Annotated in this window: 25 protein-coding genes; 8 read left to right on the forward strand and 17 right to left on the reverse strand. The window is 61.3% G+C overall.

Annotated elements, in window-relative coordinates:
- The first annotated feature begins 88 nt into the window (after positions 1–88).
- From ACSBPU_RS10820 to ACSBPU_RS10835, 4 genes are read left to right on the forward strand one after another with little or no spacing between them, the layout of a single operon-like run.
- Positions 89–859, forward strand: coding sequence for an enoyl-CoA hydratase/isomerase family protein (locus ACSBPU_RS10820; RefSeq protein WP_442598025.1), 771 nt, complete (start codon positions 89–91; stop codon positions 857–859).
- 15 nt (positions 860–874) lie between these two features.
- Positions 875–1,684 (forward strand): enoyl-CoA hydratase/isomerase family protein, encoded by an 810-nt coding sequence (locus tag ACSBPU_RS10825; protein WP_442598027.1) that lies wholly within the window; start codon positions 875–877, stop codon positions 1,682–1,684.
- A 33-nt stretch (positions 1,685–1,717) separates the two neighbouring features.
- Positions 1,718–2,167 (forward strand): MarR family transcriptional regulator, encoded by a 450-nt coding sequence (locus ACSBPU_RS10830; protein WP_180069292.1) that lies wholly within the window; start codon positions 1,718–1,720, stop codon positions 2,165–2,167.
- On the forward strand, positions 2,164–4,197 hold the full coding sequence (locus ACSBPU_RS10835; protein ID WP_442598029.1) for an FAD-dependent oxidoreductase: 2,034 nt from the start codon (positions 2,164–2,166) through the stop codon (positions 4,195–4,197). The genes ACSBPU_RS10830 and ACSBPU_RS10835 overlap by 4 nt, the downstream gene beginning before the upstream one ends.
- 738 nt (positions 4,198–4,935) lie before the next feature.
- Here ACSBPU_RS10835 and ACSBPU_RS10840 read toward each other — a convergent pair.
- The 10 genes from ACSBPU_RS10840 to ACSBPU_RS10885 all read right to left on the reverse strand — a co-directional run bounded on the left by ACSBPU_RS10840 (position 4,936) and on the right by ACSBPU_RS10885 (position 15,846).
- The gene (locus tag ACSBPU_RS10840; RefSeq protein ID WP_442598031.1) at positions 4,936–5,805 is read right to left on the reverse strand and encodes an NAD(P)-dependent oxidoreductase; all 870 of its coding nucleotides are present in this window, start codon (positions 5,803–5,805) and stop codon (positions 4,936–4,938) included.
- A gap of 34 nt (positions 5,806–5,839) precedes the next feature.
- Positions 5,840–6,793 (reverse strand): 2-hydroxyacid dehydrogenase, encoded by a 954-nt coding sequence (locus tag ACSBPU_RS10845; protein ID WP_442598033.1) that lies wholly within the window; start codon positions 6,791–6,793, stop codon positions 5,840–5,842.
- 4 nt (positions 6,794–6,797) lie between these two features.
- On the reverse strand, positions 6,798–7,760 hold the full coding sequence (locus ACSBPU_RS10850; RefSeq protein WP_442598035.1) for a Bug family tripartite tricarboxylate transporter substrate binding protein: 963 nt from the start codon (positions 7,758–7,760) through the stop codon (positions 6,798–6,800).
- Positions 7,761–7,791: 31 nt separating this feature from the next.
- Complete coding sequence (locus ACSBPU_RS10855) at positions 7,792–8,991, reverse strand: CaiB/BaiF CoA transferase family protein (protein ID WP_442598037.1); 1,200 nt, start codon at positions 8,989–8,991, stop codon at positions 7,792–7,794.
- Between the two features lie 69 nt (positions 8,992–9,060).
- A complete protein-coding gene (locus ACSBPU_RS10860) occupies positions 9,061–9,999 on the reverse strand; it encodes a hydroxymethylglutaryl-CoA lyase (RefSeq protein ID WP_442598039.1) in 939 nt (312 codons plus the stop codon).
- Positions 10,000–10,189: 190 nt separating this feature from the next.
- The gene (locus ACSBPU_RS10865; RefSeq protein WP_442598041.1) at positions 10,190–11,080 is read right to left on the reverse strand and encodes a LysR family transcriptional regulator; all 891 of its coding nucleotides are present in this window, start codon (positions 11,078–11,080) and stop codon (positions 10,190–10,192) included.
- A gap of 58 nt (positions 11,081–11,138) precedes the next feature.
- Positions 11,139–12,116: an SMP-30/gluconolactonase/LRE family protein gene (locus ACSBPU_RS10870; protein WP_442598043.1), complete on the reverse strand. Its 978-nt coding sequence runs from the start codon at positions 12,114–12,116 to the stop codon at positions 11,139–11,141.
- Positions 12,117–12,128: 12 nt separating this feature from the next.
- The gene (locus ACSBPU_RS10875; RefSeq protein ID WP_442598045.1) at positions 12,129–13,133 is read right to left on the reverse strand and encodes a Bug family tripartite tricarboxylate transporter substrate binding protein; all 1,005 of its coding nucleotides are present in this window, start codon (positions 13,131–13,133) and stop codon (positions 12,129–12,131) included.
- 138 nt (positions 13,134–13,271) lie between these two features.
- The gene (locus tag ACSBPU_RS10880; protein WP_442598047.1) at positions 13,272–14,696 is read right to left on the reverse strand and encodes an FAD-dependent oxidoreductase; all 1,425 of its coding nucleotides are present in this window, start codon (positions 14,694–14,696) and stop codon (positions 13,272–13,274) included.
- Position 14,697: 1 nt separating this feature from the next.
- Positions 14,698–15,846 (reverse strand): polysaccharide pyruvyl transferase family protein, encoded by a 1,149-nt coding sequence (locus ACSBPU_RS10885; RefSeq protein ID WP_442598049.1) that lies wholly within the window; start codon positions 15,844–15,846, stop codon positions 14,698–14,700.
- Positions 15,847–15,991: 145 nt separating this feature from the next.
- Here ACSBPU_RS10885 and ACSBPU_RS10890 point away from each other — a divergent pair, with 145 nt between their 5' ends.
- Positions 15,992–16,381 carry a cupin domain-containing protein gene (locus ACSBPU_RS10890; protein WP_442598051.1) on the forward strand — a complete coding sequence of 130 codons (390 nt, stop codon included), beginning with the start codon at positions 15,992–15,994 and terminating at the stop codon, positions 16,379–16,381.
- A 65-nt stretch (positions 16,382–16,446) separates the two neighbouring features.
- Here ACSBPU_RS10890 and ACSBPU_RS10895 read toward each other — a convergent pair whose 3' ends face one another.
- The 4 genes from ACSBPU_RS10895 to ACSBPU_RS10910 all read right to left on the reverse strand — a co-directional run bounded on the left by ACSBPU_RS10895 (position 16,447) and on the right by ACSBPU_RS10910 (position 19,365).
- Positions 16,447–17,136 (reverse strand): GntR family transcriptional regulator, encoded by a 690-nt coding sequence (locus ACSBPU_RS10895; RefSeq protein ID WP_442598053.1) that lies wholly within the window; start codon positions 17,134–17,136, stop codon positions 16,447–16,449.
- Positions 17,118–18,023: an amidohydrolase family protein gene (locus ACSBPU_RS10900; RefSeq protein WP_442598055.1), complete on the reverse strand. Its 906-nt coding sequence runs from the start codon at positions 18,021–18,023 to the stop codon at positions 17,118–17,120. Before ACSBPU_RS10900 ends, ACSBPU_RS10895 begins: the two co-directional genes overlap by 19 nt.
- Positions 18,024–18,042: 19 nt before the next feature.
- Positions 18,043–18,876 carry an NAD-dependent epimerase/dehydratase family protein gene (locus tag ACSBPU_RS10905; protein ID WP_442598057.1) on the reverse strand — a complete coding sequence of 278 codons (834 nt, stop codon included), beginning with the start codon at positions 18,874–18,876 and terminating at the stop codon, positions 18,043–18,045.
- A gap of 93 nt (positions 18,877–18,969) precedes the next feature.
- A complete protein-coding gene (locus tag ACSBPU_RS10910) occupies positions 18,970–19,365 on the reverse strand; it encodes a Bug family tripartite tricarboxylate transporter substrate binding protein (RefSeq protein ID WP_442598059.1) in 396 nt (131 codons plus the stop codon).
- Here ACSBPU_RS10910 and ACSBPU_RS10915 point away from each other — a divergent pair.
- From ACSBPU_RS10915 to ampC, 3 genes are all read left to right on the forward strand, one after another.
- Positions 19,325–19,912 carry a 4-hydroxythreonine-4-phosphate dehydrogenase PdxA gene (locus tag ACSBPU_RS10915; protein ID WP_442598061.1) on the forward strand — a complete coding sequence of 196 codons (588 nt, stop codon included), beginning with the start codon at positions 19,325–19,327 and terminating at the stop codon, positions 19,910–19,912. The genes ACSBPU_RS10910 and ACSBPU_RS10915 overlap by 41 nt on opposite strands.
- A gap of 78 nt (positions 19,913–19,990) precedes the next feature.
- On the forward strand, positions 19,991–20,782 hold the full coding sequence (gene otnI / locus ACSBPU_RS10920) for a 2-oxo-tetronate isomerase (protein ID WP_442598063.1): 792 nt from the start codon (positions 19,991–19,993) through the stop codon (positions 20,780–20,782).
- A gap of 228 nt (positions 20,783–21,010) precedes the next feature.
- Positions 21,011–22,186: a class C beta-lactamase gene (gene ampC, locus ACSBPU_RS10925; RefSeq protein ID WP_442598065.1), complete on the forward strand. Its 1,176-nt coding sequence runs from the start codon at positions 21,011–21,013 to the stop codon at positions 22,184–22,186.
- Between the two features lie 109 nt (positions 22,187–22,295).
- On the opposite strand, the gene ACSBPU_RS10930 is transcribed toward ampC, so the two are convergent.
- The 3 genes from ACSBPU_RS10930 to ACSBPU_RS10940 are packed head-to-tail and all read right to left on the reverse strand — an operon-like array spanning position 22,296 to position 25,602.
- On the reverse strand, positions 22,296–23,294 hold the full coding sequence (locus tag ACSBPU_RS10930; protein ID WP_442598067.1) for a Bug family tripartite tricarboxylate transporter substrate binding protein: 999 nt from the start codon (positions 23,292–23,294) through the stop codon (positions 22,296–22,298).
- A gap of 41 nt (positions 23,295–23,335) precedes the next feature.
- The gene (gene ltaE / locus ACSBPU_RS10935; RefSeq protein WP_442598069.1) at positions 23,336–24,397 is read right to left on the reverse strand and encodes a low-specificity L-threonine aldolase; all 1,062 of its coding nucleotides are present in this window, start codon (positions 24,395–24,397) and stop codon (positions 23,336–23,338) included.
- 11 nt (positions 24,398–24,408) lie between these two features.
- On the reverse strand, positions 24,409–25,602 hold the full coding sequence (locus tag ACSBPU_RS10940; RefSeq protein ID WP_442598071.1) for a M20 aminoacylase family protein: 1,194 nt from the start codon (positions 25,600–25,602) through the stop codon (positions 24,409–24,411).
- Positions 25,603–25,787 lie beyond the last annotated feature (185 nt).

A 25,787-nucleotide genomic window follows, 5' to 3' on the forward strand; every position in this document is an offset into this window, starting at 1 on the left:
AATATCCGGAAAGCAATAAAAAAAGCTGTACAATTTTCCCTACGTCAATCAACATATTGATATAAATAGATAAACGAAGGACCTGAAAATGGCGATAAACATGAGTGTTCGAGACGGCATTGCCGTCATAGAACTGGATCGTAAAGAAGCGATGAATGCGCTCAATCATCAACTCCTGCTTGACCTGGCGTCCGCGCTGGACAGCCTGCAAGCCATCCAATACAGGGGTTTGGTCTTTACAGGAGCCGGCGACAAGGCATTCTGCGCAGGCGCGGATATCGTTGAGCTCAAGGAAAGAACGCCTGCGGAGCACCGGCACAACGTCGAAACAACACAATGGTTGTTCGAGCGTATCCATCAACTGGATGTCCCTTCCGTTGCGGCGATCCAGGGCTATGCTTTCGGTGGCGGACTGGAGCTCGCACTCGCCTGCACATTCCGTATCGCTAACAGCAAGGCCAAGCTGGGCCTGCCGGAAGCCAAGCTCGGACTCATTCCGGGCTACGGTGGAACACAAAGGCTTCCGCGTATCGTCGGTGAGGCAAGGGCGCTCGAACTCATCCTTTCAGGCCGCAGCGTAAACGCCGAAGAGGCCCATGCAATGGGACTCGTCAATCAGATCTTTGAACAGCAATCCGCCATCGAGGCGGGGCTGGCCTATATCAGCGCCGTGACATCCTACAGCCCGACCGCGGCAGCCCACGCTCTTCGGGCCGTGAGGCGCGGCCTGGAAGCAGGGCTCGTCCAAGGCCTGTCGATCGAAGCGGACCAGTTTGCGCTCAGCGCTCAATCCCGCGATGCCCATGAGGGGATGGCGGCATTCATTGAAAAACGCAGCCCGGCATTCGGCCGCGGCTGAAACAAAGGAAACAACATGGAAAATCGTTACGCACGCTATACACGCTTGAAATTCGACCGTCCTCATCAAAAAGTCTTGCGCATCACCCTGGCGTCGCCTTTGAAGATGGGCGCAATGGACGCGGATATGCATCGGGAGATTTCGGAGATCTGGAAGGACGTCGACGCCGACCCCTCGGTATCGTGCATTCTGTTGACCGGGGAAGGGCGTACGTTCTCCGCCGGCGGGGACTTGAACCATGAACGCAAGGGATCCGACGACTACGACATCCGCATGCAGACGATGAAAGAAGCCCGCGACATCGTTTACGGCATGATCAACTGCTCCAAGCCCATCGTCACTGCGGCACGCGGCTGGGCGGTAGGCGCCGGGCTCGCCTGCGTCATCCTCGCCGATGTCTCGATCGCGTCGAAGGACGCCCGTTTCTCTGACGGGCATCTTAAAATCGGCGTGGCGGCCGGCGACCATGCCACCATCATCTGGCCGTTGCTGTGCGGCATGGCCAAAGCCAAGTACTATCTGCTCACCGCGGAAAGCTTCACCGGCGAAGAAGCCGAACGCATGAACCTGATCTCGCTTGCGCTGGACGACGCCGAGGTCGAGCAGCGGTCGGTGGAAATCGCCTCTCGCCTGGCCGAAGGCGCACCGGGGGCGACGCGCTGGACCAAGTACGCGCTGAACAATTGGCTGCGCCAAGCGGGGCCGATCTTCGATGCCTCGCTGGCAATGGAGTTCATCGGCATGGCCAGTCCGGAAGGCAAGGAAGGCATGGACGCTTTCCTGCAAAAGCGGTCCCCGCGGTATCCCGACGACACCGCCTTCTGATCACATTCCATTGCTGCAAGGAGTCAACAAGCATTGAAGCAGAAACAAGTTTCCGAGGTCCATAACCGGCTCTTCTTCCGTCTGTTTCAGCTGGGCAACTCGCTACAGCGGCAAGCCATCAAAGAACTGGGCATCACGACCGTGCAATGGGCGGTGCTGGGCGCCCTGGCCCGGCCCCAGGCCGACCAGGGGATGACGTTCGGGCAACTGGCTGACTATCTGCTCGTCAGCCGCCAGAGCCTGGATGGCGTCCTGAAGCGGCTGGAGCGCGACGCTTACGTGCGGCGCGTACCGCACGAAACCGACAAGCGCGCGCGCGTCGTGATCCTGCTGCCGGCCGGCAAACAATTCTGGGATGATGCACAACCCCATATCTACGAGTTCTATGCCCAGGCGATGAAGAATTTTCGTTTCGACGATTCCGTGACCTTCGTGCACTTCCTGAATCGTTTGCAGCACGACTTGGGCGAGGTGGAATTATGATGCCGGTGCACAAAGAATTTCCTCATCTGCTCAGCCCCCTGCAAGTAGGCGCACTGACGCTTCCCAATCGCATGGTGATGGGCGCGATGCATACCCGGCTGGAGACGCTGGACCGCCCACAGCAGCGCCTGGCGGCTTTTTACGCCGCGCGGGCTGCCGGCGAAATCGGCCTGATACTGACGGGCGGCTGCGCGCCGGCGCCGGAAGGCGTGATGGAAGAGGGCGCGCCCGTCTTGAATAGCGAGGCGCAGCTACACGAGCACTTGCCCATTGCTTCGGCAGTACACCGGGCCGGCGGGCGCATTGTCCTGCAGATCCTGCACGCGGGCCGCTATGCGAAAGTTCCCGAATGCGTCTCGCCGTCGGCGGACAAGGCGAGAATCAACGCCTATGCGCCCAGGCCGCTTGCCACCCATGAAGTCTGGAGCACGATAGCCGGCTTCGCTCACACGGCGGCGCTGGCGCAGCAAGCCGGCTACGACGGGGTGGAGATCATGGGTTCCGAAGGGTATCTCATCAACGAGTTCACCGCGGCGCTCACCAACAAGCGGGAAGACGAGTTCGGGGGAGACTTCGACGGGCGCGTCCGCTTTCCTCTTGAGATCGTCAAGGCAATCAGGGCGCGCGTCGGCCCTGGTTTCATGATCATCTATCGGATATCGGCGATCGACCTGGTGGAGGAGGGCATGACCGCGACGGAAGTGGCCGAGCTGGCGCGCCGTGTCGAAAAGGCCGGCGCCGATGTCATCAATACCGGTATTGGCTGGCATGAGTCCGCCGTTCCCACGATCGCCGCTTCCGTACCGCGAGCGGCGTGGACGGACGCCGTACGCAATGTAAAGAACGCGGTTTCGATTCCCGTCATGGCCTCCAACCGGATCAACATGCCGGAGGTCGCCGAGGCGCTCTTGGCGTCGGGCGCGGCGGACCTGGTGTCCATGGCCCGCCCGCTCCTGGCTGATCCCGAGTTCGCCAAGAAGGTCCGTCTTGGGCGCACGGATGAAATCAACACCTGTATCGCCTGCAATCAAGCCTGCCTGGACAGAATCTTTACAGGGCGTACAGCGACCTGTCTGGTCAATCCGGCCGCTGGGCGCGAGCTTGAGCTCGGCGGCGGCCGCACGAACCGGCCGCGGCGCTTCGCCGTCGTGGGTGGCGGACCGGCCGGTCTCTCTTTCGCTATTCATGCCGCCAGGCGCGGGCACGACATCACGCTTTTCGAGGCGTCCGATGCGCTGGGCGGCCAGCTCAATCTGGCCAGGAAGATTCCCGGAAAGAGCGAGTTCAACGAGCTTTTGCGATACTTCGAGATCTCCCTGCAGCATGCTGGAGTGGCGGTGCATCTTGCCGCCGCGATGGACGCCGATCGCCTGAGCCAAGGGAAGTACGACGCAGTGATTCTCGCCACCGGCGTGACCCCGAGAAAGCCGGAATTCGCGGGAGTCGATCACCCCAAAGTCGTCACTTATCAAGACGTCCTGACCGGCCGGGTCCAAGTGGGCGAGAAAGTCGCCATACTGGGGGCAGGCGGCATTGGTTTCGACGTTGCCGATTTCCTGATTTCCGATCCGCAGGAGTCGCTCGATACCGCCGCTTTCCTCAAAGCCTGGGGAGTGGATCCGGCCATCACCACGCCTGGCGGTTTGCAGGCGCCCGAGGCACCGGCAAGGCCTTCGCACCACATTCACATGTTTCAGCGAAAGCCCAGCTCCTTTGGCCGCAGCCTGGGCAAATCGACGGGATGGATACTGAAATCCAGGCTGCGCAAAGCCGGTGTCACGATGACCGGCGGCGTCAACTACGATGCGGTGGAAGACGACGGGCTGCATTACACCGTGGATGGCGAAGCGAAACGCTTCGAGGCGGATACCATCATCCTGTGCACCGGTCAGAACGCGCAACGCGAACTTCATGATCAGTTGCAGGCGCGCGGGATGCCCAGCTACCTGATCGGCGGCGCACACCAGGCGAGCGAGCTCGATGCGCAGCGGGCGATCGACCAGGCGGTCAGGTTGGCGGACGCGCTTTAGTGTCCGTCAACAGGGGTCAGACCCCAATGGCACTACCTTAAGCGTTCTGGTGTATTTTCTGGTCAGTGAACACGGTCAGCTTGGCATACAGGGGCGTCGGGCTCCGTCGCATGCGGTGCTGGCCGTTGGCCATCACTTCCCGGTTTTGGCTTGGCGCCGGGGCGGCCGGGAAACTCGGGCGCTCGGGCCAGTGGCCCGAGAGCGCGCCCTCACACAGTCCCGACCTTGCCTCCCCGGCGCCAAGCCAAACCCGGCGCCTGCGAAAGTCGCCCTCAACCCCTATATGCCAAGCTGCCCTGCCGCTGTCCTGAACGGACGGCCCAAAGACCAAGGGGTCAGACCCCGCACGGGGTCTGACCCCATCACATCGCCGCAGCCCGAGCAGCTCTGAGGCCTGTCAGTGGCTTATGGGGTGAGGAGGGCGACTTCGGGCGCCGCCGGCCAAGGACGGGATGGCGTGGAGGCAAGGGCGCAGCTGTTTGAACGCCCGGTTTCGGGCCACCGGCCCGAGGGCGTGAGTTCTGCGCCCGCCCCGACAGCCTGACCTTGGCCGGGAAGTCCTGCGCCAGCAGGACCGGCGCACGGGAGCCCGACCGCCCCATAAGCCGCTGGCAGGCCGCTTTAGAGACTAAAACGCAAATGGGCAACGCGGTGATTGATCCAGCAGATACAAGCACCGTCAGTTCTTAAAGTAGTGACATTGGGGTCAGACCCCATCGGGGCCTGACCCCAAGTCTATCAAAGCTCGTTGAGCAGGGAAGCCAGTTCGGACGCATAGCGTTCCGGGGCAATGGCGGCCAGCCGCTTGAAGGTGGCACCCACCGAGTCCGCGATTTCATGGGCCGCTTCGCTGTCGCGGGCCATTTGGGCGTAGTATCCCAGATCTTTGTTCGCATTCGCGAGCGTGAATCGCAAGGCATTGGGATCCTGGCTCAGCAGATAAGGCTTGACGCGCTCCAGAGCGGCGCCGCCGCCGCCGCCTTTGGCAAGCACCTCGACCAGCACGGCCGGATCGATGTCGGCCCTGGCGGCGCATGCCGCTGCTTCGCCGAGCAGCGCCACTTGACCCAGAGACACGAAATTGTGCAGTAGCTTCATGCGATGGCCGGAGCCCACCGGACCCGTGTGCGTGATGTTCTCGGCAAAGCTTTGCAGGAGCGGCAGCATTTCGTCGAACAGGGCGCGATCCCCGCCCACCAGCAGGTTCAAGCGGCCTTCCGCCGCCTCTTTGGGCGTGCGCGTCATTGGCGCATCGAGGAATCTGCCGCCCCGTTCGGCGACCTGCCCGGCGATGCGCAAGGTGGACGACGGAATCGCCGTCGAACAATCAATGATGACGCAGCCTTGGCGCAACCCTTCGAGCACGCCATCCGGCTGGCAAAGAACCGCCTCGACCTGCGGGGAGCCGGTGACGCACAGAATGACGACCTCGGAATCGGCGGCCAGTTCGCGCGCGCTGCCATAGGCCACCGCACCTTGCGCGAGCAGGCTGTCCAGGGGCTGGTTTCCGGGATGCTCCAGGACGCCGAGCGGATAGCCCGCCTTTCTGACGTTGGTGGCAATGCCGTGCCCCATCATGCCTATGCCGACCATTCCGATTTTCTTCATGTTGCTCCTTGATAGAGGATAGATGCGCCGCGCATCAGCACAGCTGATTGGCGGGTCTTGCGCCCGTGGACCAGGCCTGCAGGCCCGCGCACAACATTTCGCCCATCGCGATGCGCGTGCCGATGGTGCTGCTGCCGATATGCGGCAGGCCGAATACATTGGGCAGGCTGCGGTAGGCGGGATGGATGTCGGGCTCGCCCGCATACACGTCGAGCCCGGCGGCGGCGATGGCGCCGCTTTGCAGCGCCTGGATCAGATCGTCGTCGCAAATGATGTCGCCGCGTGCCACATTGCATACGATGGCCTGGGCGGGCAGACGGGCCAGGACGTCCGCGTTGACGATGCCGCGCGTACTGTCGTTGGCGGGGCAGGCGATGCAGAGGAAATCGCTATGGCTTGCCAGGGACTCCAGGCTCTCGTGATACTGGGCGCCTGCTTCCGCGTCGGGTGCCAGCCGGCTTCTGTTGTGGTAGTGGACCTGCATGCCGAAGCCGAGTGCGCGCTTGGCGATGGCTCGGCCAATGCGGCCCATGCCCAATACGCCCAGCCGCTTGCCCCATACATCGTGGCCGATCAGCTGCTGCGGGGTCCATCCGGTCCATGTGCCATCGCGCACGAGCGCGATGCCTTCGATCGCCCGCCGGGCCGCACCAAGCATCAGCAGCATCGCCGTGTCGGCGCAGGACTCGCTGAGCACATCCGGCGTGCTGAACACGGCGATTCCTTTTGCGCGCAGGGCTTCCAGATCGAGGTGGTCCGTACCGACCGAATAGGTGCAGATCGCCTTGACGGACGCGGGCAGTGCGGCCACCACGTCCTTGTCGATGCGGTTGGTGACCGTGATCACCAGCGCGTCCATGCCCCGGGCGCTCGCGATGAGCGCTTCCGTGTCGAGCACCGCGCCCGTGTCGTTGTAGGCCGCGCCGAAGCGCTGGACGAACAAGCCCAGCACCGGAGCGGGAAAAAGGCAGGCGACATAGACGCGCATGGTCTTACTTGCTCTTGGCGCCGGACGCCTCGACGATCGGACCCCATTTCTTACGGTCGCGTGCGATGGTTTCCGCAAACTCGGCGGAGGTGCCGCCTAGAGGCTCTGCGCCTTGCGCGCCCATCGCCTTCTTCATTTCGTCAGTGGTGAGGATCTTGTTGACCTCTGCATTGACCTTCTGCACGATGGCCTCCGGCGTTCCGGCGGGCGCCAGCAAGCCGTACCAGACGGTAACGTCGAAATCCTTATAGCCCAGCTCCGCAACGGTGGGGACATCGGGAGTGATCGCGCTGCGCTTGCTGGACGTGACCGCGAGTGCACGGATGGAGCCGGCTTTCAACTGGCCGAAGGCGGAGGGCAGGGAGGTGAACAAAATGGGGACCTGGCCACTGAGCAGGTCGGCCATGGCCGGGGCCGAACCTTTGTAGGGAACGTGCTGCAAGGTGATGCCGGCCTGCTCTTGCAGCAGCACGGCCGCCAGGTGGGTGATGGTGCCGGCGCCAGGCGAGCCATAGTCGATGCTGCCCGGCTTTTCTTTCGCGGCCTTGATCATGTCTTGCAAGGTCTTGTAGGGAGAGTCCGTTCGAGTGACGATGACGACCGAGGTGCCTGCCACGTTCACGATGGGCGCGAAGTCTTTCACGGAATCGTAGGACAGGTTCGAATACAGCCAGGGCGCCACGGCCAGGTTGTCCACCTGACCCATGACGAGCTGATAGCCGTTGGGCGTTCCACGCGCGGCGCTGGCGATGCCGATGGTGCCGCCTGCGCCGGCGCGGTTCTCGGCGATCACGTTCCAGCCGGTCGATTGCGCCAGATGATTGCTGACCAGACGCGTCATGCTGTCGGTGCCCCCGCCGGGCGGGAAGGGCGCGATGATGTTGATCGGGCTTGCCGGATAAGTGTCCGCCATGGAAGGCGTCGCGAACGCCAGGGGCAGCAAGGCAAGAAGTAGCTTACGTATCATGTCGTGTCTCCTGATCTGTTGTAGATGCTTTTTAAACGTTGATGCTGGGGGAGGAAATCACGCCGGACTGTTGCAGGCGTTCGATTTCCGCGGCGCTGACGCCTATGGATTCTAGAACGCTTTGGGTATCCGCGCCCAGTTCGGGCGCCGGCAGCCTGCATGAAGAGGGTGCTTCGGAAAACTTGATGGGAAATCCCAGCATGCGCACGTCGCCATGCCCGGGCTGATGGACGGTGATCGCCATCTCCTGGTCCTTGACCTGCGGGTCTTCGAAGACCTCGGCCAGGCCGAGTACCGGCCCGCAGGGCACGCCGAACTCATTCAGGCGCTGTATCCAGTATGCGCTGGATTGAGTCTGCGTGCGCGACTCGATGATTCCCTTGATTTCGTGCCGACGCTCCATGCGCCCCGCATTGGTGCTGAACTCGGGCATTTCGCGCACATGGGAGAGGCCGGTCGCGTCCAGCAGCTTGTGATAGACGCCGTCGTTGCTTGGGGCAATGGCGACCTGGCCGTCGCTGGTCCGGAACAGGCCGTATGGCGCCACGATGCCGTGATCGTTGCCGCTGCGTGCCGGCACGACGCCGCTGGCCAGGAAGTTGGACGCATGAAAGCTCAGCATGCTGACCATGCAGTTGAGCAGGCCGACATTGATCGAATCGCCGCGTCCGGTCTGTCCGCGCCGAAGCAGGGCGGCCGTGATGCCGAGGGCGCCATGCAGCCCGGCAATGAGGTCGCTGATGGGTGGACCCGCCCGCAGCGGCGGGTCGTCCTCGGCGCCGTTGAGGCTCATGAAACCGCTCATGGCCTGCGCCACGAAATCAAAGGCAGGGCGATCGCGGTAGGGGCCGGTATTGCCGAAGCCGTTGATGCTGCAATGAATGATGTCGGGGCGCAGCGCCTTCAGGCGTTCCGGCCCGAAGCCCATCTTCTCCATGACGCCGGGCCGGAAGTTTTCAACGACCACGTCGCAAGTGGGAATGAGGCGAGCCAGAAGCGCCTTGCCTTCTTCTCCGTACAGGTCGATGGCGATCGACTTCTTGTTGCGGTTGTAGTTGGCGAAGTACCAGCTGATTCCGTCGCGGATGACGCCTTGCTCGCGGACGGGATCCCCCGAGGTCGGCGCTTCGATTTTCAGCACTTCAGCGCCAAGGTCGGCCAGCAGGGCCGTGCAATAAGGTCCCGAGATGATACGGGTAAGGTCTAGGACGCGGATTCCGGAAAGAGGCATGGCATTCAAGGTTATGGTTCGACGGGGACTGCGGGCGGCCGATCAGGGGCGAAGGCGCGGGATCCGGCCTCAGCCCGTGGCGCAGGCGGCGTCTTCGTATTCGTGCAGGCGCAGCCTGGGACCCGACTTCATGACCTGACCGGGGAGGGTGCGCCCCAGGACCGCTTCCATGCGGTTGGCCACGGCGATGAGCTTGTCGAGATCGATGCCGGACTCGATACCCATTTCGTTCAGCATGTAGACCAGGTCCTCCGTGCATATGTTGCCGCTGGCGCCAGGCGCGAACGGGCAGCCGCCCAGTCCGCCTATGGAGGATTCGTAGCTGTCTATGCCGGCATTCAGGCCGGCCATGACGTTGACCAGGCCGATGCCGCGCGTGTTATGGAAATGCAGCGTCAGCCTCATGTCGGGATAGCTCTCGCGGATGGCGGCGACGGTACGCTCCACGAGCGCAGGTGTCGCCATGCCGGTGGTGTCGCCCAGCGTGAGCGCCCGGAAACCGACGGCATGGAAATGCCCGACGATGCGCATGAGCGCCGACAGCTCGATGTCGCCCTCGAAAGGGCAACCGAAAGCGCAGGCGATGGCGCCTTTCTTCTTGATGTCGGCATGCCGCACTTGCGCGGCAATATTGGAGATATCGTCCAGCGACCGGTCGATGGAGCGGTTCAGGTTCTTACGGTTATGGCTTTCGCTGGCGGAAACGAAGACCACGATTTCGTCGGCTCCGGCTTCGATGGCGCGTTCGACTCCTTTCAGGTTCGGCGCGAGCACGGCGAACCGGGATCCCGAGGGACGATGGGCGCCCGCCAGGACGTCGGCGGCATCCGCTAGCTGCGGCACCGCCCGTGGCGATACGAAGGAGGTCGCCTCGATATGCCGTACGCCGGCATCCATCAGGCCGTTGATCAGCGCAATCTTGGTGCCTGTGTCGACGAAATCGGACTCCATCTGCAGCCCGTCCCGCATGCCCACTTCAATCACTTCCACCTTGGTTGGCACGTTCATTTGCGTCTCCATCTCGCCGGAAGTCGAAAATCCGGCATTTAATGACTATGCCGCATCGTATCCAGCCATACGCATCGCGACAATTACCATTTATTCGCGCAGGCATCGTGTTTGGCGATGGGTCGGGGTCAGACCCCGTACGGGGTCTGACCCCAGAAATGCCGGGAATGGTGCGCCTCGGCTTGCAGGGTCAGACGTGGCCCGCCAAATGGTCGAGCAGGCTTCTCGCCGCCGCCGAAAGCGTTTCGGCCGGACGGACGCAAAGCTTCAGTTTGCGCGATGCCCAGCCATCGCTGAGCGGAACGATGCATATGCCGGCGCAGACATACAGTTCCGTTGCCTTGACCGGCATGATGCCGATGCCCAATCCGGCATCGACCATGGAAACGAGCGCATCATACGAAGTTACCTGGAACTTCAGCTTGAGCTGGCGGTTCGCCGCAATGGCCTCGCGCGCCAACAGCTTGTTGGCGGCGCTGCCCCGATGCATGCCGACGTGGTCATATTCCAGCGTGTCGAGAAAGGCAACGGACTTCCTGGAGGCAAGCGGATGGTCGCGCGGCGCGATCAATACCATGCGGTCTTCATGATAGGGAAAAGTGGTGAGCGCGTACTGCTCGTCGGCCTGGCTGTATATGCCTATGTCCGCTGTATTTTCGGCGACCGCCCGGATGACGTCGGTGCTGACCATCTCGGCCAGGTCTACCGTCACGTCCGGGTATTGCGCGAGGAAGGCCTGCAGTTCCTTCGGCAGGAACTGGGTGATCGATGAAAGATTGGCTGCTATTCTCACGTGGCCGCGCGTTCCCTGCGCGTACCCACCCAGTTCGCTGGCGAGGTCGTCGGCATGGTGCAGAAGATTTCGGGCGCCGCGAGCCAGGGCATGGGCCGCCTTGGTGGCTTCGACGCCTCGCGCGCGCCGGATGAACAGTTCGGTTCCCAGCATCCGCTCCAGTTCGGACAAGCGCTTGCTGAGCGCCGACGCGGCAATGTGTTCGCGATCGGCCGCGGCTGCAATGCTGCCTTCTTCTACAACAGCAATAAAAAGCTGAAGCGTGTAAAGATCAAAACGATGGGACATGCCGCCTTCCTGCCTGCTTGAGGCTTCGGCGGCTCTCCGGTTTGCCAGGTCCACCGTGCTATGTGTCCAGAACGGTTTTCCCCGCATTCCAATGCAAGGGCCGCGCGCCCGCGACCGGCGAACGCCATGCTGAAACCCCCGTATTGAACAAACTGCCCAGATAGGCGGTTTTCAGGTCCGGGCCGCCGAAGGCCACACTGGAAATATTGCGCAGGCTGTAGTGCCTGCCCGTGCTGATTTCTTCGAACGTAAAGCGATCGGCCGCAAAAGCGGCTTCTGCCGCGTCGATCGCGGCGTCGTCGCAATCTTCTATATGTACCGTACTGCGGCCGTCCTTGTCCACCTGGATCAAGCGGTTGCTGACGACGCTGGTCAACCAGACACCGCCTTCCTCGTCGAATTCGAGTCCGTCGGGCCAGGTGCCGTGCCCGAACTCGCACACCAGCTCGCGGGGTCCCAGGGTGGGGCCGGGAAGAATCTTGAAGCGCGACATCCGCCGCGCAATGGTTTCGTTCACATACAGCCAACCGCCGGTGGGGTCGACACGGAGCTCATTGCTGAAGCCAAGGCCGCGGGCGACGATCTCCATTTTCCCGCCGGGCTTGACCACGCCGATCATTGCATCCGCATTGTCATGCCGGAATGCCAGGCTGCGCGGTTCCAGCGAGGTGCACAGGGAAAGCCAGATATTGCCATGCTCGTCGGGATACAGGAAATTGAGCGGGCTGCGGGGCAGGCCCTGCTCTTCGGTCAGGTAGGGTTCGACCACGCCGGGCGCCACCAGACGCCACGCGCCACCACGCGGGCCGACGTTGGCGATCAGGAAGGTTCCGTCGTCGAGCAGGGCAATGCCATTGGCCACGAATTCCTCGGCCGGCCAGACGATTTCAGGCTGAGCGTCCGGTGCGACATCGACGCGCACGACGCCACGTTCGCGGTCCGCCGCATACAGGCGCCCGTCAGCCAGCGCGATGACCGATTCGGGCCGGCTCAAGTGATTGCCGATGCGAGGCAAGGGACTGGCAAGAACTGACATGATCGAGAACCTTCAATTGATGACGACGCGGGAGTTTTTCACGATGGCGCCCCAGCGGGCATATTCCGCGACAAAGAACTCGCGGTATGCCTGCGCACTCATGGTTTGCGGCAGCACGTATTGCGCAAGCAGGCTTTTGCGCACGCCGGGATCGTTGACGGTAGCCGTGATTTCTTGATTGAGCTTGTCCAGAATGTCGGCCGGGATCCCCGCCGGCCCCAGAAGCCCGACGGGACTGCGAAGGTCCATGTCCATTCCCTGTTCCTTGAGCGTCGGCAGATCGGGAAGCTCGGAGAACCGTTCGGGCGATCCCAGGCCCAGCATGCGGATCTTGCCGTCCTTGACGTAGCCATCGGTGATCTGCATGGGCAGAATCGCCGCGGCGACCTGGCCCGACGCAAGTCCCACCAGCTGGGGCGCCGTTCCCTGGTAGGGTACATGGAGCACATCGAGATCATTACGGATCTTGAAGTCTTCCATGATCAATTGCGCGGTGCTGCCCACGCCCCAGGTGCCGTAAGAATACTTGCCCGGCGACTCGCGGATCAGACGAACGAACTCCTGCGCGTCCTTGGCCGGAAACGACGGATGCACGGCCAGGCCGAATTGAAAGTAGCCGATGGGCGCGATGCATGAAAAGTCTTTCAGCGTATCGTAGGGCACGTCGTTATACAGGTGCGGAAAAATGCAGTGCGAATCCGGCGTCGCGTACAACAAGGTATAGCCGTCGGGCCGTCGGCGCGCGGCCGCGGCGCTGCCTATCGTGCCGGTCGCGCCACCGCGGTTTTCAACGACGATTTGCTGTCCGACGCGCTTGGACAGTGTCGCGGCCAGCATGCGCACCACCACGTCGCCGCCGCCTCCTGCCGCCCAGGGCACGATCACGGTCAAAGGCTGGCTGGGAAAGCTTGCGGCGATTGCGCTGCGCAGGCCGGAGAGCCCGGCAGCCGCGCCCAGTCCCATTCCCAGCATCAGGCGCCGGCGCGAAAGCGACCGGGGCAACAGGGTGTCTTGCATACTTCATCCTCCGGGAGTCGAAATGCGGCGGCGCCATGCGGGCCCGCATTTCGTGTATTTTTTGAGTGGCGGGTGAAGGGATTCTAGCGTCATTCAATTGCGCTTCGAACTGGCGTTTTTTCTTGTGGACATCGCCGATCACGATGCCTCGCGGCGACCCAGGTCGGCGCCTTGACGGACGAGTTCCTGCTGGACTTCCGTTGCAGCCACATGTCCCGGCGTGATGCCGGCTCGGGAGGCAAGCGCCGCGCACACACCGGCCGCCTGGCCGGTCGCCATGGCGATCGGCATCACTCGATAGGACGAATGCGCTTCGTGCGTGCCCGAGATGCAGCGGCCGGCGACCAGCAGCCGTTCCACGCGCTCGGGAACGAGTGCTCGCAAGGGGATATCGTAGGCTTCGTCCGCAGGCATGCGTTTCAGCACCGTACCCTTGCCGGCGGGGTTGTGAATATCGACGGGATACGCGCCCCGGGCGATCACGTCTGAAAACTTGCGTGCGCTCAGCAGATCTTGCGCGGTGAGCCGGTACTGGCCGACTATCCGACGTGTCTCGCGCACACCGGCATGAACACCGCTTTGTACCGCATAGCTGGCTTCAAAGCCGGGTACGTATTTGCGCAGGAAGCTTTGCAGTTGATGAAGCTGCCGTCGGCTTTCCCATTCCGCGCGGCTCCAGTCCCAGACATCGGTGCCCAGGACCCGGGTCACGCGTGTGGAATTCACGCTCAGCTCGCGCGGATGGGGCGTTGCAAAGAAAAGCACATCTTCACGCACCAGTTCGAGTTCACCGTCGGCCGTCGCCTGACGCACCAGATCCCATAGCCCGTGCACGCCGCGCCACTGATCCGGATGCTGTTTGACGTATGCCTGGAATGCCGCTTGCTCGAAGTCGGCCACGCGGAACATCAAGGTCATCGGTTGAACCAGGCCGTCCAGCTCTCGTCCTATTTCGCAATCGGCGCCGGCCAGGGCGGCTATGTCGCCGTCTCCCGTGCAATCCACAATGGTCTTCGCCTTGATGATGAGCGGCCCGCTCTTGGTTTCAAAGACGACGCCCTCGAGCCCGTCGTTGTCCAGCACACCGCTGGCAAACGCATGGAACAGCATCTGAACGCCCGCTCGATCGAGCAGATCCAGCGCCACCCACTTGAATACCTCGGGATCGAAGGGAACCACATAGCCCGTATCCAAGGAAGGGGATACCGCGCCGCCATCCCGCACCAAACGCTCCAGCAGTTCCTTGAGAACGCCGGCGATCACGGGATGACCGGGGCCGTGATCACCGGGAAGCAGGTTGGTGACGCCCAGCTTCTCAAAAACCGGACGCTGGGTATGAAAGGACATCAGCGGCATGACGAGCGCCGCGGTCGCGTTTCCACCCAGGAAACCATAGCGTTCCACCAGGACCACGCGCGCGCCGGCGCGCACGGCGCCAAGCGCCGCGCCGATTCCGGCCGGACCGCCGCCCACCACCAGCACGTCGGTTTCAGCGGCTAGCTTGGCCGCGCGGGGAGGAAGCCGCAGTTCGGGAATCGGATCGGGCCGCTGCAGTATCGGCATGTCAGCGTCCTTCGTCCGCTCGGTCCGCCGCCCGCAAGCGCTCGAGCAGCGCAAGCAGCAGCCGATTGTTCTCGCGCGCCCGGTCCTGCAGGGGAGGGAGGCGCTCGCGGATGAGGCTCTTGATGTTGGCGCGGTAGTCCCAGCAGTGATCGATGGAGGCGAGGAGCTTGCCGGAATTGACGTTGTCCATGGGCGGCGTGTCCATATCGAGATCCTGCAAAAGCCCCGTGACCTTGGATGCATAAGGCAGCGCGACGAACGGCACGCCTTGCAGCGCCGAAAAAATAAGGAAATGCAGCCGCATGCCGACGCAGAACTCGAAGCCGCCGATGATGGTCATGATCTGTCCGGGGCTGTACTCGCCCTTGAGCACGGTCGCGCGCTGCGCGCACTGCATTTGCGCCACCACCGCATGACTATGCTGCAAGTCGAGGTGATCACGCTCCAGGGGAATGAAAACCACGTCGGCATCCAGCCGTTGCACCATGAAATCCGCCGCGCTGGCAAGCAGATGATGATAATGATCGGCGCTGATGCCGGGTGCGGCCGGCCCGGGCTCCCTGACCGAAAAGCCGATGCGCCGGCGAGGCATGTCCAGCCCTTCGCGCGTCAACGCATCGTTCGGCAATTCCTGGGCCTTCATCAGCAATGCGGGATCGGCCGTCACATGGATCTCGCGCTGCAGGCCCACTTCCTCCAGCAGCCGGTGCCCCTGGCGGTCGCGCACGGTGATCAGTGCGGCGGGCGTCAGGGCGGAGCGCACCAGCTCCCGGCTGGACTGCTTCACCAAAGGGCCGGCGCTGACGGCGTAGACCATGACCGGCACGCCCAGTTCATTGGCCAGCAGGACCTCGCGCAGATAGATGTCGATCTCCGCGTCGAACAGGATGCCGCCTCCGCCCAGGATCAGCAGATCCAGTTGCGCGATCTCCTGCGCGGCAACGTCTCGACTCATTTCACGCACGGGCACCGCGCGGGTGATCCGGTGCCGTTGCTCGGTGTCTTTCACGTTGCGCGAAAACACGACGATTTCCGCATTTGGCATGGCGGCAAGCAGCTGCGCCACGATGCTTTCCAGGATGGCTTCATCACCCAGATTCAGGCCGCCATAAGAGCCGGAGATACCGATGCGGACGGGACGGTTTTCCATAAGCGCCTTTTTGCCAGTGCGCTGCAAGATGGGCAGCGCGGATGATGGGACACACGCACCGCAAGTAGCGTGCCAGGCATTCGGCCTGCGCGCCGGGTAGGCGGTGTTATCATCAATGGAACAGGATTCTTTAAGGAGTAGTAGAGTGAAAGGCTTCGTACAGAACATCGAAAAACTGACCGTCGAGAACGACAATTTCCGCAAGGTGCTGTATACCGGCAAGCATATGCAGCTGGTTCTGATGACCCTGCAGGCCGGAGAGGAAATCGGCGCCGAAGTACACGAAGGCCATGATCAATTCTTCCGTATCGAAGAAGGCAAAGGCCGGGTCGTCATCGACGACAACACCTACGATGTGCAAGATGACGATGCCATCATCGTTCCCGCCGGCGCGCGGCACAATGTCGTCAACACGGGTACCGAGCCGCTGCGCCTGTATACCTTGTACGGCCCGCCCGAGCATCGCGAAGGCGTGCTGCACCCGACCAAGGCCGACGAAACGGAAGAGCATTTCGACGGCAGGACTACGGAGTAGCCAGCCTTGCAAGGTGGCCGAGGCATACATGGCAAGGCACCACCCCCGGCCGCCTCTTTGCAAGGCTAGCCTTCCTTGGGAATGGCCGAGACGGCGCGTGTCTTGCCGTTCAATACGTGGCGCTTGAACGCCTGCCTTGCCCGCTTTATGTCGCGCGCGGCAATGGCCTGGACGATTTCATTATGTTCTTTATTGGAAACGACCAGGCCCTCGGGTTGCATCAGGCTGCGATGCCGGTACAAATGAAGCTCTTTATCGGTCCCCTGGAACATTTCGATCAGGCGGGCGTTGCGCGTACACTGCGCCAGGCGTGCGTGAAAGGCAATGTTCGACCGGTAGTATTCGTCGACGTCGCCGGCATGGGCCAAAGCATCCATTTGCCCGACCATATCGCGTAATCCGGCGATATCTTCATCGGTGGCTCGTTCGGCTATCAAGCCGCCCGCCAGTTCCGCCAGGGCACCGCGTATCTCATAGATGTCCAGAGCCTGCTGAACATCCACGCTTCGAACGAAGACTCCGCGATTCTTGATCACTTCAACCAGCCCCGCCTGTTCGAGCTTGCGGCATGCTTCGCGAATCGGGCTGCGGCTTACGCCCATTTGCTGGGCAAGCGCCAGTTCGTTGACGCGCTCGCCCGCCGCTAGTTCTCCGTTCAATATCATCTGCTCAATTTTGCCTTCGATAAGCGAAGGCAGGGACGCCGAGCGCAGGAAGGCAAGGGAACTGCTGTTGTCTAGGGTTGCGATGGACATATCAATTCTATGAGCATGGGACTCGATGACGCTGTGTAGCGGAATGCACGGCTAATCGGCAAAACCATAAAGCCGCGCCGGATTATCGACGAACAGCTTTTTTTGCTCGTCCGGCGAGCGAAGTATGCACAATAGCGAATCCAGTGCGGACGCATCGTCGGGCTTGCTGCCGGGAGCGAAATCGGGTGCGGCCAGTTCATCCCCCACACCACCCGGTCGCGGCCCGCATCCAGAAATGCATGAATACGTGCTTCTATTATGGCGAAATCGACGGCGCCATTGGGAGCATTGTAGTAAGGAGCTGAAAGCTTCATCCAGCCGCCGTTTTTGACAAAACGTAATAATGCCTGAAATTCGCGCGACTGGACGCCATAAGCGGGCGGAAGCCGGCCGAGGTGATCGATGACGACAGGGCAGGGCAGCGCGGCCAGAGCATCGACGCTCTGCGCCACGGCGGTGCCCGGCCCCTGTATCAACAGGCTCCATCCCAGAGAAGCAACCTGGTTCGCAATGTCTTGTATCGGACGCATATCGATACGGGCCGTGTCCGTAAACAGAAAGCGCACGCCCCGGATGCCGGCCCGATCCAGGCGCGTGAGATCGCTGCTCGACAAGCTCTCATCCGGCATGATCACGCCCCGGGCACGCGAGGCACCCACGCGCGCGATGGCGTCCAGCAGGCAGGAGGAATCGGTTCCGTATGCTTTGGCCTGGACGAATACATGACGCTCGATGCCCAAGGCGCCGGCAAGCCGGAGATAGTCATCAAGCTCTGTATTCGGATGCGTGTGATGGCCGTCGAGCACTGGATAGCGTTGCAGGTCGCCATAGATGTGTGAATGCGTGTCGCAGGACAGGGGAGGCGGACGGCCGTCGCGAACGTGCATGATTTGTCTCCCTTGCGGATCAACGCGCTTTCGCGAAGGCGGGATTCTCATGCACGGCTTCAAGACCGTAGACGGCGCGCTTGCCCCCTTGGAAAGGGTAGTCGGGCGGTGATTTCCCGGCCTTGGCACGCTCCAGTATTGCTGCGCGATATTGTTCGGCGTCGTCTTTGGGATGGTAGTTCAGATGCGCGGCGTGGGCATTGCTCCACCAGTTTTCCGTATTGTTCGAGACGCCATACACAATGCTGAATCCCACCCCGGGCACCATCAGGCACGCCAGCACCAATTCCTTGAAATCGCTTTCGCTGAGCCAGGTCGACAGCTCGCGCGGCTCGCTGGGCCTGGGCCTGGTGGAACCTATGCGCAGGCATACCGACTCAAGACCGAACTTGTCCCAGAAGTAGCGCGCCGTGTTTTCGCCAAAACACTTGCTGAGCCCGTAAAGGCTGTCAGGGCGCAGTGGCACCTCGTGATCAAGCGTCTCGGATGTTGGGTACATCCCGACCGCATGATGGGAGCTTGCATAAACGATGCGTTTTACGCCGGCTTTTCGCGCGGCTTCATAAATGTTGTAGGTGCCTTTGATATTGGCTTGAAGCGTTTCCTGCCAATCGTCGACATTGAGGCTCGCTCCCAGGTGAATGACGGCATCGACGCCTTTCATGAGATCGCCGACACCGTCCGCGTCGGCAAGGTCGCAGCTTGCCAATTCTTCGCCTTCGTCGGCGGTGGCCATGGGTGCGATATCGGAAAGGCGCAGCATGGGGAATCTGCCGCGCAGCGACGCGCGCACGAGCTTGCCCAGCTGCCCAGCGGCGCCGGTCACCAGAATCGTGTTATAGCCTTGTGGCATTGGAGACCTCTCGGTGATTCAATCGCCGACGGCGCCAGGCAATCGCGACGCCGTGCGATCGGGGTTGACTTGAATGCATTGATACCGGCTTGCCTACTGCATCTTCAGATTATTGGATTCGATTACAGTTTTCCATCGCTTCATTTCCTCGCCAAGGAATTTTTTGAACTCTTCGGGGGAATTCAGCACCGGCTCGTTGCCCGACGAAATCAGGCGCTCCTTGACTTCCTTCTTGTTGACGACCGTCGCGACATCGCAGTTGATCTTCTGCACGAGCTCTGGCGCCATGCCGGCAGGACCATACATCGCATTCCAGGTCGCAGTGACGATTTCACCTTGTCCCGACTCGGTGATCGTCGGCACGTCCGGCGCCAGCGGCGAGCGTTTGGCGCCGGTGGTGACCAAGGCCTTGAGGCGACCACTTGCCACATGGGGCATGCCTGAAGGAATGTTGGCAAACAACACGTTTACCTGGTTTGCGGCCGTCAATGACAAACTCTGGACATCGCGCGTTACGTCCCACGTCCCGCACAAAGACGTCAGCGGGATGCTTACTCCCGAGCGCATCGCCAACGGCATCGCCTTGCTGTGGGAAGGCCTGCGCGCCTCAGGGCTTGAGCACCCCAGGATCGCGGTTTGCGGACTTAATCCGCACAATGGCGACGGCGGGGCATTCGGACGCGATGAGATCGATGTGATTGCCCCCGGCGTGGCACTGGCCGCCCAGCGCGGATTTCCGGCTGAAGGTCCATTCCCCGCCGATACCACCTTCGTACGCGCCATCAACAAGGCGAATGGAGGAGGGTATGACGGCGTGCTGACCATGTATCACGACCAGGGGCAGATCGCGATGAAGCTGATGAGTTTCGGCGAAGGCATCACCGTGCATTACGGCCTGCCCATGCCCATCACGACGACGGCTCATGGCACGGCCTACGATATCGTGCACAAAGGCATCGCCATGCCTGGCGCCATGAAGAATGCCCTTCTCATTGCCGCCAAGATGGGCGCTTCTGCGCATGCAGCAAAGGTTTGAGCCATGGGCATAAAATACGGATGCTCGACGACGCCCAGGCCGCAGAACTGAACGATATTTTTCAACCCTGAATGACTTATGCCGAAATTTGCCGCCAATATCAGCTTGATGTTCCAGGAAGTGCCGTTTCTTGAACGATTCAAGGCGGCGAGCAGCGCCGGCTTCAAGGCCGTCGAATTCCTGTTCCCCTATGATTACAGCGCCGACGAAATCGCCGCGCATCTGCAGGAAAACGGCTTGGTGAATGTCCTGTTCAACATGCCTCCAGGGAACTGGGCGGCAGGAGAACGCGGCATGGCTGCATTGCCGAGCCGGCGCGAAGAGTTCCGGGAAGGAGTGGAAAAAGCAATTGGATACGCCAAGGTCCTGGGAACGCCCAATCTGCATGTGATGGCAGGACTGATTCCCGGCGGCCACACCGCCGAGCATCGGTCCGCGTTCATCGACAACCTGAAATACGCGGCGGACAAATGCGCTGCGCATGGCATCAACATACTGATCGAACCCATCAACCAGCGCGATATGCCTGGCTACTTCCTGTCATTGCAGGCTAGCGCACATGCCATATGCGAAGAAGCGGGATGCCCGAATCTGAAGGTCCAGATGGATTTCTATCACGCCCAGATCATGGAAGGCGACCTCGCCACCACGTTCAGGAAATACCAGGCTCGTATCGGCCATATTCAAATCGCCGGCGTTCCTGAACGCCATGAACCCGACACGGGTGAAGTCAATTATCCTTATCTGTTCGATTTGCTGGACGAGTGCGGGTATGACGGCTGGGTGGGCTGCGAGTATCGGCCGGCCAAGAGCACCGAGGAAGGATTGGGCTGGCTGAAAGCGTTCGATCTTCGAGGAAGCTCAGCATAATCATGATTGCGTCAGCGCGGGCAAAATGGCCCACGAGCCATGGATAAAATACGCATAATGTGTATTATGTAAAGTTAATTGTAGATTGCGCTCGCTCCTAGACCAGCGACTTGATCTGCGCCAGGTCAGGACCATAGTAAGAAGCTCTTCGGCCAAGAGCGGTCCGCAGGCCGGGCAACGGTGTTAGGATCTTGGCTGTCACTCATGCCGATCAAAGGAAAGGCCGAAATGAAGAGCTTGAAATTACATGCAGTCGGCTTCGCCCTCTTCCTTTCCCTACTTCCATTGGCGAATAGCCATGCAAGTGAACTGTCTTTTGAGGGCAAGGCGCAAAGAGCATTCGCGGACGCGATTACAAAGCACGAGATTCCCGGTCTCATTGTCGGCGTTACAAGCAACGGTAAGCATCACTTCTATTCAACTGGCGTCGCATCGCGAGCCGACAACCAACCGGTCACGCCCGACACGATTTTCGAGCTGGGCTCCATCAGCAAGATTTTCAATGCGACATTAGCGGCGCTGGCGGAGCAGCGGGGCCTATTGTCTCTCGATGAAAAAGCAGCCCGCTACCTGTGCGGCGGCACCTGCAAAGTAGGCAATGATATGACCTTGATGGACTTGGCCACGCATCGTTCAGGCGGGCTGCCCCTGCAAGTTCCGGATAACGTAAAGGATACAGACAGCTTGGTGGACTGGCTGAAAGAATGGAAACCCCCGCAGCCGGGCACACGCAGCTATTCCAATATCAGCATAGGCCTCTTGGGGCATATTACGGCCCAGGCATTTGGAATGAGCTATGCGCAGGCAGTAGAAACCATGCTTTTCCCAACGCTGGGCTTGCAAAATACATGGATCGAGGTTCCCGAGAAGGCCATGGACCAATATGCCTTTGGCTATGATCGAAAAAGCGACGAAGCTATTCGTGTAACGCCGGGCGTGCTGGATGCAGAAGCCTACGGTGTGAAATCTAGTGCTCGCGATATGCTGAAGCTTCTAGATGCGGAGCTTGGAAACGTAACCTTGCCTTCGGAAATCGTGGCAGCTATTCGTCGTACCCAGGAAGGACAACTCAAGACAACCGCCTTCATACAAGGCATGATCTGGGAGCAGTATCCATGGCCAGTCGACGTGGAAACAATGAACTCAGGCAATGGATATGAATTCATCCTACATCCCCAGGCGGTTGAAAAACTATCCCCCGCACTTTCACCTCAGAAAAACGTCATACTCAATAAAACGGGATCAACCAATGGGTTCGGCGGATACGTAGCCATGATCCCCGGCAAAAAGCTCGGTATCGTCGTTCTTGCAAACAGAAACTTCCCGAACGAGGCGCGGGTTAAAGCGACCTACTCTTTGGTCGAAGCGCTTCTTGCCGATCCTGCCTGTCAGATGAAAGCCTAAGGCTCTCTCAAATTCCCCATCGCCCGGTCCTTGCATTTACTGGGAGACGACGCGGGCCGTTGCCGCGCCTACTCCTTACCTGGTGCTGCCAGCAGCCCCCCTGCGTTCGTCAGGACCGGACCACGATATTGGCCGACTTGATGATCTGCTGATACTTTTCCGAATCCTTCTTGATGAACTCGGCAAACGCGGCGGATGTCCCTCCTCCCGCATCCAATCCTTGTTCTTTCAGGCTTTTCTGTATCGCCGGCTCTTCAAGAATGGCGTTCACTTCCCGGTTCAGCCTTTCGATGATGTCTTTCGATGTGCCGCCAGGCGCAAGCAAGCCGAACCAGAGACTGAAATCAGCGCCTTTCAGCGCGGCATTTTCCTCGAGCACGGGTGTACCCGACAGGACATCCATGCGCTGCTTTCCGGTCAACGCGTACGATTGCAGCTTGCCGCCTTCAAGCTGCGTCAAGGCGGTGGTGAGCGTCAGTATGGAGAGGTCCACGCGTCCGCCCATCACATCGGACAGAATCGATCCGGCACTGCGGTAAGGCACATGAAGGATATCGGTCTTGGCGCGCCGATTGATGTATTCCAGCAGCAGATGCTGTGGCGTTCCGACACCCGATGTCGCAAGACTGAGGGCGCCCGGATTCGCCCTGGCGTAATCCAGCAGGGCGTCCAGATTGCCCGCCGCGACACCCTTGTTGCCGACGATGACCATGGGCGAGGTGCCGACGAGCGCAATGGCCGCCAGATCCTTCAGCCCGTTGTATTTCAAGTCGGGATTCACCGCCCAGGCAATGGCGACCTCGCTGCCCGATCCGAGCATCAAGGTGTAGCCGTCCGGCGCGGATTTCGCTACTTGCATGGCACCGATGGAACCTGCCGCGCCGCCCACGTTCTTGACGACGATTTCCTGGCCCAGCCGTTCCGACAGCCTCGGAGCTAGCAGGCGCGCAATGTAGTCCACGCTGCCGCCGGCCCCATAGGACACGACCATCGTGATGGGCTTGTCGGGCCATGCCGCCGAGGCATTTGCCGAAGCAAGCATCAAGCCGGCCAAGCACAGCGCTTTCAAGCCGCGCCGCAAACTGCCAAATGAGTATCCTTTATTCACTATTGCCTCCTGTTGAAACGAAAACGTCCGAGCCGGATCGCTTACCGTTGTATTTGCTTGAAAAATTGGGAAATCTCGGCGATGGCGCGGTCTATGCCGATCTCGTCAACATCTCGGTGCGTCACGAAGCGCAGCGTATATACACCTGTCGTGAGAATGCCTTTGGCGCGAAGGTGCCCCAGCAGCGCCTCCCCTGTCCGCGCCCTATCGTCCGCATCGCCTTCGATTTCGACGAAAACCATATTGGTGGCGCAGTACAGCACCTTTAAACCGCGTATCTCTTGCAGGCCGTCGGCGAGTCGGCGGGCCAGGCGATGGTCGCGCGCAAGATCGTCGATATGCCGCGTCAACGCGTAGTCGGCCGCTGCGGCCAGAATGCCCGCTTGCCGCATGCCGCCGCCGGCCGTCTTGCGCAGGCGCCGTGCGCGGGCGATGAAGTCGGCGCTGCCGCACAAGGCCGAGCCGACGGGCGCACCCAGGCCTTTGCTGAAGCAGACGGAAACGCTGTCGAAATGCTTCGCAATGCGCTTGGCTTCGTCCTGCGGCGCCGTGCCCGCTTCCTCGGCCTGGGCCACCGCCGCGTTGAACAAGCGCGCGCCGTCCAGATGGCAGTTCAGTCCATGGCTGCGGGCCACGGTGGTGGCGGCCTCCAGGTAGGACATCGGCATGACGCGCCCACCCAGCGTGTTCTCCAGGGCCAGCAAGCGTGTGCGGGGAAAATGCGGATCGTCGGGCTTCACCGCGCCGGCTATGTCGTCAAGGCTCAGCGTGCCGTCTGCCGCGTGCGCAATGGGCTGCGGCTGCACGCCGCCCATCATGGCGGCGCCGCCGCCTTCGAAGCGATAGCAGTGCGCATCCTGGCCGGCAATGTATTCATCGCCGCGCTGGCAATGCGACAAGATGGCACACAGGTTGGCCTGTGTGCCGGTCGGCATGAAAAGCGCCGCTTCAAAACCCAGCATGCCTGCAATATGCGCTTGAAGCGCGTTGGTGCTGGGGTCATCGCCATAGGTGTCGTCGCCGACTTCCGCGCCGGCGATCACCGCGCGCATTGCCTCGGAAGGACGTGTGACGGTGTCGCTGCGTAGATCGATCAGGCTCATATCCTTGTCCTTTATTTCGGTTCGCCCAGCTCTTGCTGCACGACGGCAAGCCAATAGGCGATGCCGTAATGGAGCACATCATCGTTGAAATCGTAGTTGGGCATGTGCAGGTCGCCACCGCCGTCGCCGGCGCTGCGCCCGTTTCCAATGAACATGAAGGCGCCCGGACGCGCTTTCAGCATGAAAGAGAAATCCTCGCCGGCCGTCACCGGCCTCATTTCGCCGTTCACCTTCTCCGGCGGCACCACCATCCGGGCCGCCTCGACGGCGACCTCCGTTGCCTTGCTGTCGTTGTCCACCGGAATCGCGTTCCACCAGCACTCGACCTGCGCCGTCGCGCCGATCAGCTTGGCATGCACGTTCGCAAGTTCGGTGATGCGGCGCTCCAGCAGTGCCTGGATTTCCGCCGAAAATGCGCGCATGGTGCCGGCGACGAAGACTTCCGCCGGCATCACGTTCATGGCGTTCGGGTCGCCGCCGTGCACATACCCTACGCTGATGATGGCGGTATCCAGCGGCGGTATCTCGCGGGCGACCACTGTTTGCAGGCCCTGGATGAAGTTGGCCTGGACGATGGTGAGGTCGGTTGCCAGGTGGGGCGATGCGCCGCCGTGTCCGCCCGTGCCGGAAAACTTGACCTTCCAGCGCCCCGAAGCCGCCATGAGCACCTGCGGACGGGTGCCGAACGTTCCTGCTTGCAGGGGCGGATAGGAATGCATGCCGTAGATGCGTTCGCAGGGAAAACGCGTGAACAAGCCGTCTTCCAGCATCGCCAAGGCGCCGCCCCGCCCTTCCTCCGCCGGCTGGAAGATCAGGTGGACGGTTCCGGCAAAATCGGGGTTCCGGGCCAGCAGCCTGGCCGCGCCGAGCAGCATGGCCGTGTGGCCGTCGTGTCCGCAGGCATGCATGCGGCCGGGATGCTGCGATGCATGCTCGAGCCCATTGCCTTCGGTCAATGCGAGTGCGTCCATGTCGGCCCGCAGGCCTATGGCAGTGTTTCCGGGACGGTTCCCCACAATGGTGCCGACAATGCCGGTTTTTCCAATTTCCGACTCGACCTGGATGCCCCACTCCAGAAGCTTGCGCTTGATCAGCGCCGACGTCCGGGTTTCCTCGAACCCGAGCTCGGGATGAGCGTGTATGTCGCGGCGAATCGCGATGATGTCTTGTATGCCGTCCTTGGCTTGTTGCAGCAGCGTGGTCACCTGTTTACCCTCGATGAATGACCAGGGTATTTTGCGTGACAGGCGTATTAATCACAAATAAGAAATTGCGGCGAGACCGCGTGGTTGCTTATACCTCTGGGGAGGGGTCGGACCCCATACGGGGTCCGACCCCAAAAGCACTGCGCGGCGGGAGCCGGGGTCGGACCCCATTCGGGGTCTGACCC

This window comes from Parapusillimonas sp. JC17 (assembly GCF_052180245.1).
In the GTDB taxonomy this organism is placed as follows: domain Bacteria; phylum Pseudomonadota; class Gammaproteobacteria; order Burkholderiales; family Burkholderiaceae_B; genus Parapusillimonas.

Coding starts and splice junctions, on each gene's coding strand:
- ACSBPU_RS10840 (WP_442598031.1), bottom strand. CDS start 5,805: ATGAAGAAAATCGGAATGGTCGGCATAGGCATGATGGGGCACGGCATT.
- ACSBPU_RS10915 (WP_442598061.1), top strand. CDS start 19,325: ATGTTGGCAAACAACACGTTTACCTGGTTTGCGGCCGTCAATGACAAA.
- ACSBPU_RS10855 (WP_442598037.1), bottom strand. CDS start 8,991: ATGCCTCTTTCCGGAATCCGCGTCCTAGACCTTACCCGTATCATCTCG.
- ACSBPU_RS10820 (WP_442598025.1), top strand. CDS start 89: ATGGCGATAAACATGAGTGTTCGAGACGGCATTGCCGTCATAGAACTG.
- ACSBPU_RS10895 (WP_442598053.1), bottom strand. CDS start 17,136: ATGTCCATCGCAACCCTAGACAACAGCAGTTCCCTTGCCTTCCTGCGC.
- ltaE (WP_442598069.1), bottom strand. CDS start 24,397: ATGAGCCTGATCGATCTACGCAGCGACACCGTCACACGTCCTTCCGAG.
- ACSBPU_RS10850 (WP_442598035.1), bottom strand. CDS start 7,760: ATGATACGTAAGCTACTTCTTGCCTTGCTGCCCCTGGCGTTCGCGACG.
- ACSBPU_RS10885 (WP_442598049.1), bottom strand. CDS start 15,846: ATGGAAAACCGTCCCGTCCGCATCGGTATCTCCGGCTCTTATGGCGGC.
- ACSBPU_RS10825 (WP_442598027.1), top strand. CDS start 875: ATGGAAAATCGTTACGCACGCTATACACGCTTGAAATTCGACCGTCCT.
- ACSBPU_RS10860 (WP_442598039.1), bottom strand. CDS start 9,999: ATGAACGTGCCAACCAAGGTGGAAGTGATTGAAGTGGGCATGCGGGAC.
- ACSBPU_RS10880 (WP_442598047.1), bottom strand. CDS start 14,696: ATGCCGATACTGCAGCGGCCCGATCCGATTCCCGAACTGCGGCTTCCT.
- otnI (WP_442598063.1), top strand. CDS start 19,991: ATGCCGAAATTTGCCGCCAATATCAGCTTGATGTTCCAGGAAGTGCCG.
- ACSBPU_RS10900 (WP_442598055.1), bottom strand. CDS start 18,023: ATGCACGTTCGCGACGGCCGTCCGCCTCCCCTGTCCTGCGACACGCAT.
- ACSBPU_RS10835 (WP_442598029.1), top strand. CDS start 2,164: ATGATGCCGGTGCACAAAGAATTTCCTCATCTGCTCAGCCCCCTGCAA.
- ACSBPU_RS10865 (WP_442598041.1), bottom strand. CDS start 11,080: ATGTCCCATCGTTTTGATCTTTACACGCTTCAGCTTTTTATTGCTGTT.
- ACSBPU_RS10870 (WP_442598043.1), bottom strand. CDS start 12,116: ATGTCAGTTCTTGCCAGTCCCTTGCCTCGCATCGGCAATCACTTGAGC.
- ACSBPU_RS10845 (WP_442598033.1), bottom strand. CDS start 6,793: ATGCGCGTCTATGTCGCCTGCCTTTTTCCCGCTCCGGTGCTGGGCTTG.
- ACSBPU_RS10905 (WP_442598057.1), bottom strand. CDS start 18,876: ATGCCACAAGGCTATAACACGATTCTGGTGACCGGCGCCGCTGGGCAG.
- ampC (WP_442598065.1), top strand. CDS start 21,011: ATGAAGAGCTTGAAATTACATGCAGTCGGCTTCGCCCTCTTCCTTTCC.
- ACSBPU_RS10875 (WP_442598045.1), bottom strand. CDS start 13,133: ATGCAAGACACCCTGTTGCCCCGGTCGCTTTCGCGCCGGCGCCTGATG.